The following is a 16,933-nucleotide window of genomic DNA, read 5'->3' on the forward strand; positions in this document are numbered from 1 at the left end:
AGAAGGAGAGTATGTATGACCATGCAAACTGGCTTAACGGATCGAAAGCAGAGAGTCCGTCCTGATGGACCCGACAAAGTGACAGGGAGACTGAAATACCTTACCGACCTCTCTTTTCCAAATATGTTATATGGAAAAATTCTGCGCAGCCAAGAACCGCATGCCGAAATCGTATCTATTTCGACCGAGGAGGCAAAGATGCTGCCTGGTGTGCGGGCCGTAGTCACGTATCAAGATATTCCAGGATTGAACGGTTATGGCCTTATTTTCCCTGACCAGCCTGTTCTATGTGACGACCGTGTCTGTTGTGTGGGAGATGCGTTGGCGGCTATTGCCGCTGAGTCAGAAGAGATTGCAGAGGAGGCGTTGAAACTCATTCAAGTGGTTTACAAACCGCTGCCTGTCCTAGACAGTCCAGAGGCCTCCCTTTGCCCTGATGCGCCATTCCTCCATCCGGACGGGAATATCCTCCACCGCGCCGAATATAAACAAGGGAACATGGAAGAGGGATTTCAAAAATGCACGGTTGTGGTGGAAGAAACCTATGAGCTGCCTCGGCAAATGCATGCCTACATGGAGACAGAAGGAGGTGTCATCGTCCCCGAACCGGATGGCAAGTTAACCGTTTATGTTGGAACGCAGCATGGTTTTAAGGATCGGTTTCAGCTTGCCAGGATTCTCAATATGGACGAAAAGGATATCCGTGTCGTTTCCAGTCCGATGGGCGGTTCATTCGGGGGAAAGGATGAATTGAATATCCAGCCATATGGTGCCCTGCTTGCCTTGGTGACGAACTGTCCGGTAAAAATCCATCAAAACCGGCAGGAATCGGTCCGGGCGGGCATAAAACGGCATCCAATGAAAATTACCATGAAGACAGGTGCTGACCAGGAGGGAAAAATTCACGCCCACCAAGTAAAAATTATGGCCGATACTGGTGCCTATGCCAGTTTGGGTCCCGCCGTCCTGGATTTTGCCGTCGAGCATGCTCCCGGGCCATACATCATACCCAATTTGGAAATAGAAGGATTATCTGTTTTTACCAATAATGGGAATGCCGGTGAGTTCAGGGGATTTGGCGGAAACCAGGTTACTTTTGCTCTTGAAGGTCAGATTGACCGTCTTGCAGAAAAATTGCAGATGGACCCAATCGAATTCCGGTTTAGGAATTTACGTAAAATGGGTGATCCAGGACCGATGGGACAGAAAATTGCCCCAACAAACGGGGCGTTTGATGTGCTGAACGCTGCGAAAAAAGCTCTTGCTGAATCCAAGGGCGAATGGAAACCAGAGAAGAAAACCAATGAAGGCTATATCGCCAAGGGTACGGGGGTAGCGCTCACCATGCATGGGGGCGGACTTGGGTCGGGCCGTATCGACCCGTCAGGCGGGCGTCTTTCTTTCACGAAAGAGGGCAAAATCGAAGCGGCCTTCGGATTTGAGGAATGCGGGCAAGGACTGTTATCTGTTATTGAATCTTTAGTATTGGAAGAGTTTGATTGTCTCACCGGAGACATTCAAATCGTTGTCGGCGATACGGCACTGGTTCCTGTAAGTGGTTCGTCAACGGCGTCGAGGGCAACCAGCATGGTATGGCACTCCCTGCAGAAAATGAAGGATTCCTTCCGGAAACAAATCACAGATCTAGCGGAACAAATGACAGGTACGTCAGGAGATCAGCTGCGAATGGGGCCAGGCGGGATATGGAAAGAGGACGCCCTTTTACTTTCTTATTCTCAGTTAGCAGAAGCGATGCCATCTGGAACAGTTATTTCCGTTCAAACTTCTTTCGATTTCCCGGTTAGCCCGGATGCGAAAGTTCCTGGAAGCCATTTTTTATATTCGTTTGCTGCAGTGATTGCCCAGGTTGAGGTGGATTTGCTTACCGGTAAAGTCAAGGTCGCTGGCTTAGACCAAGCCGTGGCTTCAGGTCCTGTCGTAAGCCCTATGGGGTTTAGAGGGCAAATTGAAGGTGGGGGAGTCATGTCACTGGGTTACACATTAATGGAGGATGCCGTCATGAAACAGGGAAACTATCTCACCGATAATTTCGATACTTATCTGATTCCCACGATTCGAGATGTTCCGTTTTCCATGAAAGTGGAGGCAATCGAAACATTGGCAGAGGGCGATGCCTTTGGACCTAGAGGAGCGGGAGAAATTGGAACGGTTGCTGTCGCCCCGGCTATCGCAAGAGCCATATATGATGCCGTCGGCTGCTGGGTAAACAAACTGCCGATTTCTCGTGAAGCACTGGTGAAACCTATAGATATTGGAGCGATGTGCCCATGAATCCAAAAGAAAGTATCCCCATCCCCGCAGATCTGCCAATATCATCTGAAATGGAGCTGACACTGAAGGTGAACGGCTTGACCTACCAAGTCCAGACCCTCCCAACCAAAAAATTGATCCATATTTTACGGGATGATTTAAAGCTGACTGGAACCAAAATTTCCTGCGAAATTGGACGGTGCGGGGCATGCTCTATTGAAATGGATGGAAAATTGGCCAATTCCTGTTTGGTAATGGCTTACCAAGCGAACCATTCTTCCATCACGACGATTGAGGGCTTGGCACAAGAAAGGTTAGACAGGATTCAACAAGCTTTTTTAGAAGAAGGCGGATTCCAATGCGGATATTGTACACCTGGCATGATTATGGCGGTTCGCTCGTTGTTGCAGTCGCATCCGAATCCAACGCCAGACCAAATGACTGAAGCACTCTCGGGTAATTTATGCAGATGTACCGGATACGGGGGGATTATCCGTTCCGTTCAAAAAATAACAGAAATTTTAAGATGAGCCAGGGAGATATAAAAATCCTGGCTCTTTTCCATGCAAAGAGCTAATTATATGATAAAATTTTTTAAAAAAGGAGTTAGCCTTTATGAATATCATTGATTTGCATTGTGATGTTTTATTGAAGCTTTGGGAAGCGAACGGCTCACTTCGATTCGCGGATGCCCCTGAACTGCAGGCCAATAAAACCAGGCTGCACGAAGGAAAAATAAAGGTGCAATTTTTTGCCATCTTCATTGAGCCGATTCTTCCCTCTGATCTCATGTTTCAGGCTGCGCTTAAACAAATTGATTATTTTTATAAAGAAGTATTGGGGAAAAATCCCGATATGGTACATATCAAGGAATGGTCTGATTTTGACCGATTAAAAATTGGCCAGATTGGGGCGGTGCTGACGCTAGAGGGTGTCGAGGCCATTGGAAATGATATTACCAAGCTCGAAACCTTGTACCGGCTCGGAGTCCTTTTGGTAGGCCTGACGTGGAATTATGCCAACCTGGCGGCTGATGGTGCCGAAGAACCGCGGGGTGCCGGCATCACCCGTTTCGGCCGTGATGTAGTTCTGTTAAATAACCAATATCAAATTTTGACTGATGTCTCCCATCTAAGCGAGAAGGCATTTTGGGATGTCATGGAAATCGCTGAATATCCGATTGCCAGCCATTCCAATTCACGAACGCTCTGTGACCATCCGCGAAATTTAACCGACGAGCAGGCTAGCGTCATGTTCCAAAAAAGAGGATTAATTCATGTGGTTTATCATTCTCCTTTTGTAAAAGAGGACGAGAATGCTGCCTTGAGCGATTTGGTGAAGCATATTGACCATTTTTGTTCCTTGGGCGGTGTATCACAAATTGGCTTGGGCTCAGACTTTGATGGCACTACAAGGCTTGTCCAGAGTTTGGAGGATGCCTCCAAAACCCAAAATCTCATTAATGAGCTGTTAAAATATTATTCTGAAGACGAGGTCAAGGGCTTTGCTTCACAAAACTTCCTCAATCATCGTCCTGGGGTGGGCCGATGAAGGTAAGGGAACAAGGCTTGGTGATTGGACATCTTCCTGCAGGAAAGAAAAACTGCATTACCGATGTTGAAGGGGTCAGGGTCGGGCACGTGACACTGGATTATCCGCTGGACGAAACAGGGTTAGAATATGCCTGTACGGGTGTAACCGCGATACTGCCCCACAACGGCAATCTGTTTAAAGAAAAAGTAACCGCAGCCAGTTATGTGATCAACGGATTCGGGAAAACTACAGGACTTGTTCAAGTAAATGAATTAGGCGTTCTCGAATCGCCGATCATGCTGACCAATACATTTGCCGTGCCGGCGGTGACCCAAGGAACCTTGCAGTACATGCTTGAGAAAAATCCGGAAATTGGCGATACCACAGGGACCATCAATGTTGTTGTCGGTGAATGCAATGATAGCCATCTGAATTCCATCCGGCTGTTTCCGGTTATGCCTGAACATGCCATCGAAGCCATAAAAAACGCATCCGCGGAGCAGACGGAAGAAGGTGCGGTTGGCGCAGGTAAAGGAATGGTCTGCTTCGGCTATAAGGGAGGGATTGGCACCTCATCCCGTGTGGCGGGTGACTATACGGTTGGATGTCTGGTCCTGACGAACTTCGGAACAAAAGAAGAACTGCGCGGCTTCCAGTATGATCAGCAAAAGGGTCTTTCGGAGACATCAGATGGCTCGATTATTCTGGTCCTGGCAACCGACGCTCCTTTAAGCGACCGGCAGCTGCAGCGGGCGGCCAAACGGTGCGGCATTGGACTTGGCCGTACGGGAAGCCATTTTAGCCATGGCAGTGGCGATATCGTGATTGCCTTTTCAACGGCATTTAAAATCCCGCATTTTTCGGAAGAAATGCTGGAAAGCCGGGTACAGCTTCGCGAGGATCATCCGATGATGAATCAATTGTTTACTGCCGCAGCCGAGGCAGCAGAAGAGGCCATCCTAAATTCCCTGTCACAGGCTGTCACCACCAAGGGAAGAGCCGGACAGGTTGTCCATAAACTTGAACTTTTCGAAAGAAGGTAATCTAAATGTATCTAACCATTAAGGAAACGGCTGAATACCTGTCCATACCGGAAGATACCGTCAAAAAGCTGATTCAGCAAAAAAAGATCCGCGCCATGTTTGACGGCACCGGATACCTGATTAACAAGGAACAATTCAACACCTACCTCAAACAAATGGAAAAATATAAACAGCTCGTCGAAGAGTACCTAAGCGAGCCAGTCCCTGAGGATATGGATGTAAAAGACGAAGACTAAATAGCGGTGCACTAAGAGGTGATTGTATGAGTATTTGTTTAAAGCGGATTTATGAACCTTACGATGAGTCGGATGGGTGCCGGGTTTTGATTGACCGGCTGTGGCCCCGCGGTATTTCAAAAGAGTCAGCAAGGTTAACATACTGGTTTAAGGACGTGGCGCCAAGCCCTGAGCTAAGGAAATGGTTTTGCCACAAACCCGAACTGTTTCCCGAATTTCGCTTAAGGTACTTGGAGGAACTTCGAACAGATGAGCAGAAGCGGGAACTGATTGACGGCCTGCTGACCGAAGCGGCTAAAACAAATGTAACGCTATTATATGGCGCCAAGGATCCAGTTTATAATCATGCGGTTGTGTTATACGAACAGCTGCAAGACATACAGGAAAAAACGGAAAGAGATGAAAAGAAACTATTTAAGTAATTCCGTTTAAACAATTGTTTGCATTGCATTAAAAAAAGAGCTTGGGGATCAAGCTCTTTTTTTAATAGCTTATTTACGGAAACGCCCCATGACCTCCAAGGTTTGCGTTATGTTGACAAAAGCCTTTGGGTCGACTTCTTTAATCTTATGTTTCGTTTCATTCAGTTCAAATCTTGTGATCACGGTGGTCAAAACTTTTTTTGGCTGGTGGGTATAGGCACCTTCCGCATCCGAGATGGTGACACCTCTGGAGTGCAAGTGGATGAGTGCGTCACTTAGGGCTTGATACTTTTCGGTGATGATCGTTAAGGTTAACTTATTCTGGGTTGTGTACACCATATCGACGGCACGTCCTGCCACGTAGATCGCAATAACCGTATAGAGAGTGATAGTCCACCCAAAGAACAGACCTGATAAGCCAACTACCAGGATATTCATGCAAGTGTTTAAAAAACCAACCTGAAAATTTTTCTTTTTTGCCATAATTAAACTGATAATATCGGTTCCTCCCGTTGAACCACCAAAGCGGATGAGCATGCCTACGGCTGCCCCGTACAGCGCACCCCCAATAATTGAGGATAACAAGATATCCGGACTAACAGCGTGAATCGGGAAAAATTTCATGCTTAAGGATAGAACCGTAACAGCATAAATAGTAAGCAGCACAAATCTTTTCCCTAAATATTTTAGCCCAAAAACAAATAACGGAATATTAATCAGTAAAACAATCCACCCCGTATTAATCGGTATAAACTGATGGATCATAAAGGCGATTCCTGTTACACCGCCGGATGCCAGCTTATGGGGTATGAGAAACGTATTATAGGAAAATCCAAATACCATTGCACAGATGCCGATAACAATAATTTGTATAGGTAGTCGTAACAACAAAAATACACCTCTGTCAAAGAATTCAACTTTTATATTTAAACTCTCATTTTAGTTTGCGTCAATATAAATTTTTCTTTGACAGGAAATTGTCAAAAAGTTGGAATACATAGGAAATTTGCAAGTTTTGGATACAAAAAAACGCCCCGGAAGGCGTTTGTTAAATTACAAATAAGTACACGCATAGAAAGTGGGCGAGGCTTCCAAGTAATATAAAAACATGAAAGATCTCGTGGAACCCCCAATTCTTAAATTTCAAAAACTTCGGTTTTGCCCCATAAATGACACCGCCGATGGTATAAAAAACTCCACCGAGTACTAATAAAAACAAACCGGCCGGTGCCAGGCTGCCGGAAAGCGGCGAGAATACAAACACAACCATCCAGCCCATGATGAGATACAGGGCGGTTGAAATCCACCGGGGACAATGAAACCAGACCATCTTAAACACGACGCCGCAAAGGGCGACCGATGCAATGATGGAAAAAAGAAGTGCGCCCGTTTTTCCGTTTAAGCTGATAAAACAAAATGGGGAATAGGTTCCAGCGATTAAAATGAAGATCATCGAATGGTCAAGCCGCCTTAGGAAGGCAATGACTTTAGCTTTGGCAATAACCATATGGTAGGTGGCCGAAGCGGAGTAAAGCAAAATCATGCTGATTCCAAAAATAATCACGGCTGTTATCGCCAGCGGGGAAGGGGTCGTGATGGAAGTTTTAATGACCATGGCAAGTAATCCAACAAACGCAAGAATAGCTCCAGCTAAATGGGTAAATCCATTAATGGGTTCACGTATGTAACTGTTCATAATTAACTGCCTCCAATGTATCATGTAGTTTTAATAACTACATATAATAATACAGATATTTTAATATCTAGTCAATGAATATATAATTCTGTATAATAACTTTATACATAGAATAAACGGGGTCATATTATGGATAAAATTCATCAGCAAATCGACCAGCTTGGGCTGGATGCCAATTTAACTCTAGAGGAAATACCGAAAATTGACTTATACATGGATCAGGTCATTCAATTGTTTGAAAATAAGTTTGCCGAAACTAAACGGAATGATGAGGAAAAGATTTTAACCAAGACAATGATCAACAACTACGCAAAAGGAAAACTCATCTTTCCCATTCAAAATAAAAAGTACTCCAAAGAGCACCTGATTTTAATTAGCTTGATTTATCAGCTCAAAGGGGCACTATCAATTAGTGATATCAAAACAACGCTTGATGGGCTAAACAAGCGGATTGTCAAAGGGGATATGGATTTAGACAGTTTTTATAACAGTTATTTGCATCTTGCCAGTAAGAATGCGGCCGCACTAAAAGTTGGTGTTCAGCGAAGGACGGAGGAAGTTTCAGCAGAAATAGCAGACGGCCAAGCGAAAGATTCTGCCTATCTGGAGCGGGTACTGATGATTGCATCGCTTGCCCATATGAGCAATCTTTATCGAAAAGTGGCTGAAAAACTCGTGGATGGGATTATTGTGGAGAAGGATGGAAAGCGCCAGAAATAATAATGGCGCTTTTTCTGCTGATTTAAATTTTCAAATCTGTTAGTCCAATTAGCTACCCTATGAGAAACGTTCCGGCATAAACCGTCGTTAATAAAGGTAGATTAACTACCTTCCGTGCAGTTTCAAAGGAAGGTAGGTAGTCAATACGCCTTATTGGCTACCCAATGGTCTGTTTTCAGTCTGAAAGGGGAGTTAATACCTTATTAGCTACCCTATGAGAAAATTTCCGGCATAAACTGTCGTTAATCACAGCCCATTGTAGAGTTGATGTATATTGCCTAATTCCATATTTTGCACGTCGCTTCCAACACTCACCGCCATATTGGGACTGGAAAAATCATGATAAACATTGCCAATATAAACACCATCCGCCCGATTGTCACCACCGAACACTTTGATACCGGCAGAAGCATTTTTAAAATGATGAATAATAATATTGTTTAAAACTACATTCCTTGCGCGGTACTGTATAGCTGCAATCGGTTGATGCTGAAAGTCCCATTCCGGGTCACCAATAAACACAGCATGGTTTATCACGACATTTTGATAGGCGGATACCACCAAACCACGGGGAGTAGAATCCGTATAGAGGTCCGTGGGAATCGGTGCGATGGCCGCCAGATTGACTGCCAGGATGTTCCTGGCGGTTTTAGACTCGAGATCTGTGCTTTTATGATGGCCGATATGGCGGAAGTTAAAGGAGCGGTTGTCATGGACAGACAGGTGGCCGATGATTTGGACACTTGAGGCTGCAGACGAGTTCTGATGTGCTTTTATTTCTACCCCGCCAAAACATCGGGCTGTCGAATTATTGACCAACAGAACATTACGCGAACCATCGTCCACCTCGATCCCGTTTGAATTCGAGAATCCTTTTTGATGGGCCCGGCCACTGGGGTCACACATATGGCAATTCGAAATCCAAATATAATCGCTATGATGGGTGGTGATTCCGTCATCGCCAAAGCCATGGCCAGATAATTGATCCAGCCAAACGAACTTGCTTCCGCCGTGGGCGCGCCAGCCGTCGCCGGCATAATTGTACAGTGTGGATGAAATATCGAACCCATGCAAGCCGGCATTGATCGCTTCAACCTGCTGTACCCAGCCATAGGTCACGTTGGCATAAGTCAAACAGCTGGAATGGTTACCCCAAGTGCTTGTTTTGGCCGCGTCCCCCAGCCTTTCGACATTCCAGTCCAAGCTCATTCCTTTAACCAAGATATGATGATTGCCCTGCCAGTGGCTGGCATTGGTTATTAGCCTTGTCCCTTTGCCTGAGCTGTCATGCAGTTTGATAATCGTTTTCCCTTTTCCAGCGCCAATCACACATGTCCAAGAAGGGAGGGTGATGCCTTTGGTAATGAAAACGCCTTCTGGTACATGTATTTTCACTCTTCCGTGCCCCAACGCCTTTTTAAAAGCAGCCGTACAATCCGTTTTGCCGTCGCCAACTGCCCCGTAATCGGCAATATTTACTTCCCTGGTGATTGTGTTTTCTAATTGCAGGTATTCCTCATCCAGTTTTTCCTTCCAATCCGGAAATACAATTCCATCATGGCCGACAGATAATTGGGCCGGCTCCAGAGTCTTTGCTGGCTTGGCCAAAAGACGGTGCAGAGCTTCGGCCCAATTTAGTTTCAACACAGGGGGAGATGTATTCTTTATGCCGGCTTGCGGCGAAAAGCTTGACCGGCATTGCTTGAAAAGCATCACGGTTTCCTCTACGGCCGCTTTTAAGTCCAAGTTCCTCTTGGAGAGCTGTTTCAGAAGGGCAGCATTCTGTTCCGGGTTATGATTCTTATCCAACTCTAGCATTCCATTTTTCACTCCAAAAAGTCTTGATAAAGATAGTATAACCCGTTAGCCCCATTAGGACGTTATGCTGCAATCATAAAAGGATTCCGGCAATAATCATTGCTGCGGGGAACAGACTTACCATCAGGATACGCGGCCAAGAAACTGGGCCATATAAGACCACTGTCCCGAAATGCTTGTCCCATTGAGAAGACTTATGTTTTTTTAAATCAAAGTAAGAAATGACAGAGCAAATAACATTGAGGATGGGCACGCCAAGCCCCAGTCCAGCTGTGTTGACAAACAGGCTTCTCTTGAGGGCAGTCAAAAAATGAATGGGCTGGCCATCTACCGTTTTGAGCTTTGTATGCAAAAGAGTTTTTCCTAATGTATTCCCGAATAGTGAGAGGATAAATGCCTCAACTAGAATGTAGAGAACGAGGCTCGCTATGAAAAAGAGGATATGAGAAGATTCCATGATTAATTTCGGAGAAAAGATGCTGACCAAAGCCATTAAGATTAAAGAGAAAACGGAGAGGTCGAAAAGCCGGGCGAGAAATCTGACAAATGGCTTACCTTTTGGATCCGCCTTAGCTTGTGTTCCCGTGAATTTTGGTGTGTCTTGATCATTTAACCTTCCAGAGAAGGAGAGGTATTCAAAAGGCTCTACCAGTTTTGCCATCTGCCAGGAGCCCATGTCTTTGTTCCAAATGAAGGAATCTCCTGTTAACACTCCCTGTTCAAATAATTTTTTTAGTTCAAAGAATCCGGCAGGCCCCTGTTGTTCCTGATTCTTCATATAAAACCATACTTGTTCTTCATACAATTCCATTTTAATACGCCTCCCTAACAGATAAATTATACTCCTATAATCGAAAAGAGGATAATTTTTTTGTCTCTGTTAAACATGGCTGTTCAATCAACAAAGTTTTAAGGATTCAACTATATCGTATAACAGAGTCTATTTATAAAAATACTAACAAATGTTCGGAGGTGGAATATGGAACAGCAAAATTTTGAGGAAATTTATCAACAATATAAGCAGCAAGGTGAACAGCGGGCAAGGATGGAGGCGGGGAATGGCCATCAGGAGGGCAAAGAAGAATTCGTGGCAGTCAGGAAAAATGACGACGGTGATATTATTGCCTTTAAAACCAATACGGGCCGTGAACTGGATTATATGACGGCCCTGGAAGAAGCAAAAGCCGGGCATATTTCCCATATTGATGTATTTCACAAATTTGGCCGTGATATTATCCGCAGCGAACCGGATGGGATAAAGGAGAACAACTTGGATCAGTTGCCAGAGTTTTAACCTAAAATAAAGAAACGCTTGGGAATCCCCAAGCGTTTCTTTATTTCGCAAGTTCATATTGTTTGATTTTATCCTCGTAGGATAAGGTTACCCCGATTTCATCCCAGCCGTTTAGCAGCATTTCTTTCGGATAGGGGGCAATGTCAAACTTGAATTCGAATCCATCGCTATCCGATACAGACTGATTTTCAAGGTTAACCGTTAACGAGTATCCTTCGGTATCAGCTTTCTTGATAATCGTTTGCACCTGTTCTTCTGTTGCTTGAATGGCCAAAATGCCATTCTTGACACAGTTATTTTTAAAAATATCGGCATAGCTTGGGGCAATTATGACTTTAAAGCCGAAATCTTGAATCGCCCACGGAGCATGCTCGCGTGAGGAGCCACAGCCAAAATTCTCCCCAGCAACCAGGATCGAAGCCCCTTTGTATTTTGGATCATTTAAAGCGAAATCCGGATGAGGATTGCCGTCGTCATCAAAACGCCAGTTATAAAACAGGAATTGCCCAAAGCCGCTCCGCTCAATCCTTTTTAAAAATTGCTTTGGAATAATCTGGTCAGTATCTATGTTTGTCCTGTCTAATGGACAAACGAGACCTTGGTGTATACGTAACGGTTCCATGATCAAATAACCTCCTGTGCGGTAAACTCGCGGACATCGACAAAATGACCGGCAACTGCAGCAGCTGCAGCCATTTCCGGACTGACAAGGTGAGTGCGTGCCCCTTTGCCTTGACGCCCTTCAAAATTACGGTTAGAAGTGGAGGCGCAGCGCTCGCCCGATGGAATGATATCATCATTCATGCCGAGGCACATGCTACATCCGGAATCACGCCATTCAAAACCAGCTTCTTTAAAAACTTGATCCAAGCCTTCTTGTTCGGCGGCGAGCTTGACGCTGAACGATCCAGGTACCACAATCGCTTTAACCGCAGGGTTAACCTGTTTGCCTTTGATTACTGCCGCAGCTTTGCGCAGGTCGCTTAAGCGTGAATTGGTACAGGAACCGATAAATACATGGTCGATTTGCACATTGGAAATCGGCTGGCCTGCCTCTAGTCCCATATATTCGAGTGCGCGTTTGATTTCGTCTTGTTCGCTTGCCTTCAACGCTTGTTCCGGACTTGGAACATTAGCGGTCACAGGAATACACATCCCTGGATTCGTACCCCAAGTTACTTGTGGTTCCACTTCGGCGGCATTGATTTCCACAACGTCATCGTAGGAAGCTCCCTCGTCAGTAGCCAGTGCTAACCATTGGGCTGCGGCCGCTTCGAAGTCTTCTCCTTGAGGCACATGTCTTCTGCCCTTTAAATAGTTTATGGTGGTTTCGTCTGGGGAAATCAGTCCGGCTCTTGCGCCGCCTTCAATGGACATGTTGCAGACGGTCATGCGCTCTTCCATGGACATTTCACGGATGGCTTCGCCGGTATATTCGATTACTTGACCGGTTCCGAATTTAACGCCAAATTTACCGATAATAGCCAGGATCAGGTCCTTTGCGGTAACGCCTGTCCCAAGCCGGCCGTTGACTTTCACATTCAACGTTTTGGGAGGTGCCTGCCATAAGGTTTGGGTCGCTAATACGTGTTCCACTTCGCTGGTGCCGATTCCGAATGCGAGTGCGCCGAATGCTCCATGGGTGGAGGTGTGGCTGTCGCCGCAAACGATGGTTTTTCCAGGCTGTGTAAGGCCAAGTTCTGGGCCGATGACATGGACAATCCCGTTATCCGGATGATGGATGTCAGCGAGAGTAATACCGAATTCCTGACAGTTTTCCTGAAGGGTGTCAATTTGTTTTTTTGAAATAGGGTCATTGATTACCTGACGCTGGCGGGTTGGGACATTATGGTCCATTGTCGCAAAGGTTAAATCTGGGCGGCGGACTTTTCGGCTGTTCATTCGCAATCCTTCAAATGCTTGAGGGGAGGTCACTTCATGAACAAGATGGAGGTCAATATAAAGCAGATCCGGCTTTCCTTCTTCTTGATGGACCACATGCTGTTCCCAAATTTTTTGAACAATATTTTTAGGTGTTTGCATAGCTTCCTTCCTCACGTTCCTAAATTTTTCTTTGTAACCGATGAGTGATTAATGGAAAAGGTAAACCGGAATAAAAATCACGCCCAGTTTACCCGAATTAATTTTTAATAATAACAGCTGGCAATACACTTAGAAGTGTTGAGTGTCCGGATATAATCCACAATCAGTTTCGTCATTTCAGCCGTGTTGACCTTACGGCCATCTGTTACCTGCAGATCGGCTGTATAGAAGCCGGCATCCAGAATCGATTGGACAGCATCCTCAATTAATTTGGCTTCTGTTTCCAAACCGAAAGAATACCGAAGCATAAGGGCGGTTGATAAAATCATTGCAACCGGATTGGCAATTCCTTTGCCCGCTATATCGGGAGCGGAACCATGAACCGGTTCGTAGAGGCCGACGCCGCTTTCGTTTAAGCTGGCTGATGGGAGCATCCCGAGCGATCCTGTCAATACGGATGCTTCATCACTTAAAATGTCACCAAACATATTTTCTGTTACGATAACATCGAATTGGGCCGGGTTGGTAATCAGCTTCATCGCGGCAGCATCCACTAAAACATGTTCAACTGTAACATCGGGATACTGGGATTTTTTCTCTTCGACAATTTCGCGCCATAGCTTGCTGGATTCAAGGACATTTGCTTTATCAACGGAAGTTAGCACTCCGCGGCGTCCTTGGGCTGCTTGGAAAGCTTTATCTACAATTCTTTCAATTTCCTTGCGGGTATAGGACAGGGTGTCGACAACGGATTGGCCGTTATCGCGTCGTTCACTCGGAGTTCCGAAGTAAAGGCCGCCCGTAAGTTCACGAACAATAAGGAGGTCGCTTCCGGCAACTATTTCTTCCTTTAATGGCGAGGCATGGAGCAAGTTTTTGAAGCCTTTGATTGGCCTTAGATTGGCATATAAATCAAGGGCTTTTCTAATTCCTAATAATCCACGTTCAGGCCTTAAATGGGACGGATTAGTATCCCATTTTGGTCCGCCGACAGCGCCAAGCAGCACGGCATCTGCCAGCTTACAAGCTTCTACAGTGGTTTCAGGAAGAGGAGTGCCATAAAGATCGATGGCCGCTCCTCCGATTTCATGGGTTTCATAGCTAAAAGTATGATTATATTCTTCCGCAATGGCTGTTAACACTTCTGTTGCCGCATTCATGACTTCCTTGCCGATACCATCACCGGGAAGTAAAACAATTTGTTTTTTCAATAGAAGCAGCCTCCTTATTTTTTAAATGTTAAAAAGCGATGGGGGAGAGGGGAGCCGCAGGACATCCTCTCCGTCCTTTTATAATAGTGCTGTTTCTTTCTCGACAGCCCCTTGATTAAAAAACACTCGGTTGACCGCATTCAAGAAGGCCTTGCCGGATGCTTCTAAAACATCTTGGGCCGAACCGCGGCCGCTGACATTGACGCCGTTTACCGTCATTTTGACATGGGCCTCCGCCAGGGCATCACGGCCTCTGCCGACAGAACTTAAGCTATAATCGGTTACGTGAATCTCTTCCGTAATCAGTGCATCTAACGTGTTGAAAAGGGCTTCCACGCTTCCGCCGCCAGTGCGGGCTGTTTCAACTCTTTCTCCTTCAGGATTGGTCAAAGCAACCGTGGCTGTAGGAAGATTGGCGGAACCGTACTGGACTTGGAAGGCCACCAGTTCATATTTCTTTATATCGATTGAGGCTGTTTGAATATCGGTTAGTATCGTAAACAGATCTTCATCGGTTACTTCCTTTTTCCGGTCTGTTAACTGTTTAAACGATTGGAATGCTTCGTTCAGCTTTTCCGCAGTTAAATCAAAGCCCATATGGACCGCTTTATCTTTAAAAGCATGCCGTCCTGAGTGTTTGCCAAGGACCAGGTCATTGGACGAAACTCCAACCAATTCTGGTGTAATAATTTCATAGGTTAAGGCATTTTTTAGCACACCGTCCTGGTGGATGCCGGATTCGTGTGCAAAAGCATTTCTTCCGACGACCGCTTTATTGCCTGGCACTTTCATTCCGGTAAAGCGGCTGACTAAATCACTGGTACGTTTGATTTCTTTTAAAACTAGATTAGTAGTATAAGGGTACCGATCTTGCCGAATATTTAAGGCGACGGCTATTTCTTCTAAGGCGGCATTGCCTGCGCGTTCCCCGATTCCGTTGATAGTGCCTTCCACTTGTGTTACACCATTTTCGATGGCGGCCAAGGAGTTGGCAACAGCCATTCCCAGGTCATCATGGCAGTGGCAGGAAAGGGCAGCTTTATGGATATTCGGGACATTTTCCCTTATATAACGGAACATCCGGCCATATTCTTCGGGAGTGGTATATCCGACTGTATCCGGAAGATTGATGACGGTGGCTCCTGCATCAATGACTTTTGTAATGATTTGCACAAGAAAATCCAAATCCGATCTGGAAGCATCTTCTGCAGACCATTCTATATGAGGAAATCTTTTCTTTGCATAGGCGACCATATCTACTGCCGTCTGCATGACTTCCTCCGGTGTTTTTAACAGCTTATACTGCATATGGATAGGGGAGGTTGCAATGAAAACATGCAACCTTGGTTCCGCCGCATCTTTTAAGGCATCCCACGCAATGTCAATGTCCGATTTTGTCGCCCGTGCTAGACCTGTAACGGAAGAGTTCTTAATCGTTCTGGCAATGGCTCTTACCGCTTCAAAGTCTCCTTGAGAGGAAGCCGGGAAGCCGGCCTCCATAATGTCAATGCCAAATCGTTCGAGCTGTCTGGCAATTTCCAATTTTTCAAGCTGGTTTAAATTCACACCAGGGGACTGCTCGCCATCGCGTAAGGTTGTATCAAAGATGTTAACGTGAACCATTTACCGCCACTTCCTTCTTTTCATTAATTGGTTTCTTAATGAAAGGCATTAATGCACGAAGCTCACGGCCGACTACTTCAATTTGGTGATTGTTTTCAGCGCGGTTAATCGCGTTGAATTGTGGGCGGTTTGTTTGGTTTTCCAAGATCCAGCCTTGGGCAAATTTACCTGTTTGAATATCTTTTAAAACTTCTTTCATGCGTGCTTTAGTTTCTTCGTTTACTACACGCGGACCAGAGACAAAATCTCCCCATTGAGCGGTATCGGAAATAGAATAGCGCATGTTTTCCAAGCCGCCTTCATATAATAGGTCCACGATTAATTTCAATTCATGCAGGCACTCAAAGTATGCCACTTCAGGCTGATAACCAGCTTCTACAAGTGTTTCAAAACCAGCTTTGATAAGGGCAGTTGTACCTCCGCAAAGGACAGCCTGTTCACCAAAAAGGTCTGTTTCTGTTTCTTCTTGGAAGGTTGTTTCTAACACGCCAGCGCGGGCTGCGCCAATTCCTTTAGAATAGGCAAGAGCTACGTCACGCGCTTGGCCAGTATAATCTTGGTAAACTGCATATAGAGCAGGAACTCCCGCACCCTCAGTAAATGTACGGCGGACTAAATGTCCTGGACCCTTTGGTGCAACTAAGAATACGTCCACATCTGCAGGAGGAACGATTTGGCTAAAGTGAATGTTAAAACCGTGAGCAAAAACTAAGGCATTGCCTGCTTCCAAATTTGGTTTGATGCTTTCCTGGTAAACTTTTGGCTGCATTTCATCAGGAAGTAAAACCATAACGATGTCAGCCGCTGCTGTTGCTTCTGCAACGGAACGAACATCAACACCATCTTCCACTGCTTTATTCCAAGACTTGCCCTCACGTAAACCGACAACCACATCAAAGCCGCTTTCCTTTAAGTTAAGAGCATGGGCATGACCTTGAGAGCCATAACCGATGATCGCAATTTTTTTACCTTGTAAAACTTCCTCTTGAATATCGCCGTTATAAAGTACTTTTACCATTATGA

At 45.5% G+C, this 16,933-nt stretch carries 17 protein-coding genes; 8 read left to right on the forward strand and 9 right to left on the reverse strand.

Translation table 11 applies throughout. From position 1 onward, the window contains the following. Positions 1–15 precede the first annotated feature (15 nt). The 6 genes from pucD (at position 16) to ACY8D0_RS01110 (ending at position 5,505) form a co-directional block, all read left to right on the forward strand. Positions 16–2,292 carry a xanthine dehydrogenase subunit D gene (gene pucD / locus ACY8D0_RS01085; RefSeq protein ID WP_462408671.1) on the forward strand — a complete coding sequence of 759 codons (2,277 nt, stop codon included), beginning with the start codon at positions 16–18 and terminating at the stop codon, positions 2,290–2,292. Further along, entirely contained in the window at positions 2,289–2,801 is a 513-nt protein-coding gene (locus tag ACY8D0_RS01090) for a (2Fe-2S)-binding protein (protein WP_462408672.1), read from the forward strand. Before pucD ends, ACY8D0_RS01090 begins: the two co-directional genes overlap by 4 nt. Positions 2,802–2,886: 85 nt before the next feature. After that, positions 2,887–3,822: a dipeptidase gene (locus ACY8D0_RS01095; RefSeq protein ID WP_462408673.1), complete on the forward strand. Its 936-nt coding sequence runs from the start codon at positions 2,887–2,889 to the stop codon at positions 3,820–3,822. Further along, entirely contained in the window at positions 3,819–4,847 is a 1,029-nt protein-coding gene (locus tag ACY8D0_RS01100) for a DmpA family aminopeptidase (RefSeq protein ID WP_462408674.1), read from the forward strand. The genes ACY8D0_RS01095 and ACY8D0_RS01100 overlap by 4 nt, the downstream gene beginning before the upstream one ends. A 5-nt stretch (positions 4,848–4,852) precedes the next feature. Beyond that, a complete protein-coding gene (locus ACY8D0_RS01105; protein ID WP_462408675.1) occupies positions 4,853–5,083 on the forward strand; it encodes a helix-turn-helix domain-containing protein in 231 nt (76 codons plus the stop codon). A 26-nt stretch (positions 5,084–5,109) separates the two neighbouring features. Then, positions 5,110–5,505, forward strand: a complete 396-nt coding sequence (locus ACY8D0_RS01110; protein ID WP_462408676.1) for a DUF488 domain-containing protein — start codon at positions 5,110–5,112, stop codon at positions 5,503–5,505. Positions 5,506–5,574: 69 nt separating this feature from the next. On the opposite strand, the gene ACY8D0_RS01115 is transcribed toward ACY8D0_RS01110, so the two are convergent. Both ACY8D0_RS01115 and trhA read right to left on the reverse strand, forming a co-directional pair. Continuing rightward, positions 5,575–6,393 carry a YitT family protein gene (locus ACY8D0_RS01115; RefSeq protein WP_462408677.1) on the reverse strand — a complete coding sequence of 273 codons (819 nt, stop codon included), beginning with the start codon at positions 6,391–6,393 and terminating at the stop codon, positions 5,575–5,577. Between the two features lie 160 nt (positions 6,394–6,553). Next, positions 6,554–7,201, reverse strand: coding sequence for a PAQR family membrane homeostasis protein TrhA (gene trhA, locus ACY8D0_RS01120; RefSeq protein ID WP_462408678.1), 648 nt, complete (start codon positions 7,199–7,201; stop codon positions 6,554–6,556). Positions 7,202–7,330: 129 nt separating this feature from the next. On the opposite strand from trhA, the gene ACY8D0_RS01125 reads away from it, so the two are divergent. After that, positions 7,331–7,921, forward strand: coding sequence for a DUF1836 domain-containing protein (locus ACY8D0_RS01125; protein WP_462408679.1), 591 nt, complete (start codon positions 7,331–7,333; stop codon positions 7,919–7,921). Positions 7,922–8,167: 246 nt separating this feature from the next. On the opposite strand, the gene ACY8D0_RS01130 is transcribed toward ACY8D0_RS01125, so the two are convergent. Next, entirely contained in the window at positions 8,168–9,739 is a 1,572-nt protein-coding gene (locus tag ACY8D0_RS01130; protein WP_462408680.1) for a glycosyl hydrolase family 28-related protein, read from the reverse strand. 73 nt (positions 9,740–9,812) lie between these two features. Beyond that, a complete protein-coding gene (locus tag ACY8D0_RS01135; RefSeq protein WP_462408681.1) occupies positions 9,813–10,550 on the reverse strand; it encodes an RDD family protein in 738 nt (245 codons plus the stop codon). Positions 10,551–10,718: 168 nt separating this feature from the next. Between ACY8D0_RS01135 and ACY8D0_RS01140 the strand changes: the two genes are divergently transcribed. Beyond that, positions 10,719–11,033, forward strand: a complete 315-nt coding sequence (locus ACY8D0_RS01140; RefSeq protein WP_462408682.1) for a DUF3892 domain-containing protein — start codon at positions 10,719–10,721, stop codon at positions 11,031–11,033. A 40-nt stretch (positions 11,034–11,073) separates the two neighbouring features. Here the strand turns inward: ACY8D0_RS01140 and leuD are convergent, their stop codons facing one another. The 5 genes from leuD to ilvC all read right to left on the reverse strand — a co-directional run bounded on the left by leuD (position 11,074) and on the right by ilvC (position 16,928). After that, positions 11,074–11,655, reverse strand: a complete 582-nt coding sequence (leuD, locus tag ACY8D0_RS01145) for a 3-isopropylmalate dehydratase small subunit (protein ID WP_462408683.1) — start codon at positions 11,653–11,655, stop codon at positions 11,074–11,076. Between the two features lie 2 nt (positions 11,656–11,657). Continuing rightward, the gene (leuC, locus tag ACY8D0_RS01150; RefSeq protein WP_462408684.1) at positions 11,658–13,076 is read right to left on the reverse strand and encodes a 3-isopropylmalate dehydratase large subunit; all 1,419 of its coding nucleotides are present in this window, start codon (positions 13,074–13,076) and stop codon (positions 11,658–11,660) included. 104 nt (positions 13,077–13,180) lie between these two features. Next, positions 13,181–14,287: a 3-isopropylmalate dehydrogenase gene (gene leuB, locus ACY8D0_RS01155; protein ID WP_462408685.1), complete on the reverse strand. Its 1,107-nt coding sequence runs from the start codon at positions 14,285–14,287 to the stop codon at positions 13,181–13,183. A 78-nt stretch (positions 14,288–14,365) separates the two neighbouring features. Then, on the reverse strand, positions 14,366–15,910 hold the full coding sequence (locus ACY8D0_RS01160) for a 2-isopropylmalate synthase (RefSeq protein ID WP_462408686.1): 1,545 nt from the start codon (positions 15,908–15,910) through the stop codon (positions 14,366–14,368). Further along, the gene (gene ilvC, locus ACY8D0_RS01165; RefSeq protein ID WP_462408687.1) at positions 15,897–16,928 is read right to left on the reverse strand and encodes a ketol-acid reductoisomerase; all 1,032 of its coding nucleotides are present in this window, start codon (positions 16,926–16,928) and stop codon (positions 15,897–15,899) included. The genes ACY8D0_RS01160 and ilvC overlap by 14 nt, the downstream gene beginning before the upstream one ends. Positions 16,929–16,933: the final 5 nt, after the last annotated feature.

This window comes from Neobacillus camarae (genome assembly GCF_054950115.1).

What these genes read in the sequence shown, in the direction of transcription:
- leuD (WP_462408683.1), bottom strand. Translation starts at nt 11,655, where the DNA reads ATGGAACCGTTACGTATACACCAAGGTCTCGTTTGTCCATTAGACAGG.
- ACY8D0_RS01125 (WP_462408679.1), top strand. Translation starts at nt 7,331, where the DNA reads ATGGATAAAATTCATCAGCAAATCGACCAGCTTGGGCTGGATGCCAAT.
- pucD (WP_462408671.1), top strand. Translation starts at nt 16, where the DNA reads ATGACCATGCAAACTGGCTTAACGGATCGAAAGCAGAGAGTCCGTCCT.
- ilvC (WP_462408687.1), bottom strand. Translation starts at nt 16,928, where the DNA reads ATGGTAAAAGTACTTTATAACGGCGATATTCAAGAGGAAGTTTTACAA.
- ACY8D0_RS01160 (WP_462408686.1), bottom strand. Translation starts at nt 15,910, where the DNA reads ATGGTTCACGTTAACATCTTTGATACAACCTTACGCGATGGCGAGCAG.
- ACY8D0_RS01130 (WP_462408680.1), bottom strand. Translation starts at nt 9,739, where the DNA reads ATGCTAGAGTTGGATAAGAATCATAACCCGGAACAGAATGCTGCCCTT.
- ACY8D0_RS01135 (WP_462408681.1), bottom strand. Translation starts at nt 10,550, where the DNA reads ATGGAATTGTATGAAGAACAAGTATGGTTTTATATGAAGAATCAGGAA.
- ACY8D0_RS01140 (WP_462408682.1), top strand. Translation starts at nt 10,719, where the DNA reads ATGGAACAGCAAAATTTTGAGGAAATTTATCAACAATATAAGCAGCAA.
- ACY8D0_RS01100 (WP_462408674.1), top strand. Translation starts at nt 3,819, where the DNA reads ATGAAGGTAAGGGAACAAGGCTTGGTGATTGGACATCTTCCTGCAGGA.
- ACY8D0_RS01095 (WP_462408673.1), top strand. Translation starts at nt 2,887, where the DNA reads ATGAATATCATTGATTTGCATTGTGATGTTTTATTGAAGCTTTGGGAA.
- leuC (WP_462408684.1), bottom strand. Translation starts at nt 13,076, where the DNA reads ATGCAAACACCTAAAAATATTGTTCAAAAAATTTGGGAACAGCATGTG.
- ACY8D0_RS01110 (WP_462408676.1), top strand. Translation starts at nt 5,110, where the DNA reads ATGAGTATTTGTTTAAAGCGGATTTATGAACCTTACGATGAGTCGGAT.
- ACY8D0_RS01105 (WP_462408675.1), top strand. Translation starts at nt 4,853, where the DNA reads ATGTATCTAACCATTAAGGAAACGGCTGAATACCTGTCCATACCGGAA.
- trhA (WP_462408678.1), bottom strand. Translation starts at nt 7,201, where the DNA reads ATGAACAGTTACATACGTGAACCCATTAATGGATTTACCCATTTAGCT.
- ACY8D0_RS01090 (WP_462408672.1), top strand. Translation starts at nt 2,289, where the DNA reads ATGAATCCAAAAGAAAGTATCCCCATCCCCGCAGATCTGCCAATATCA.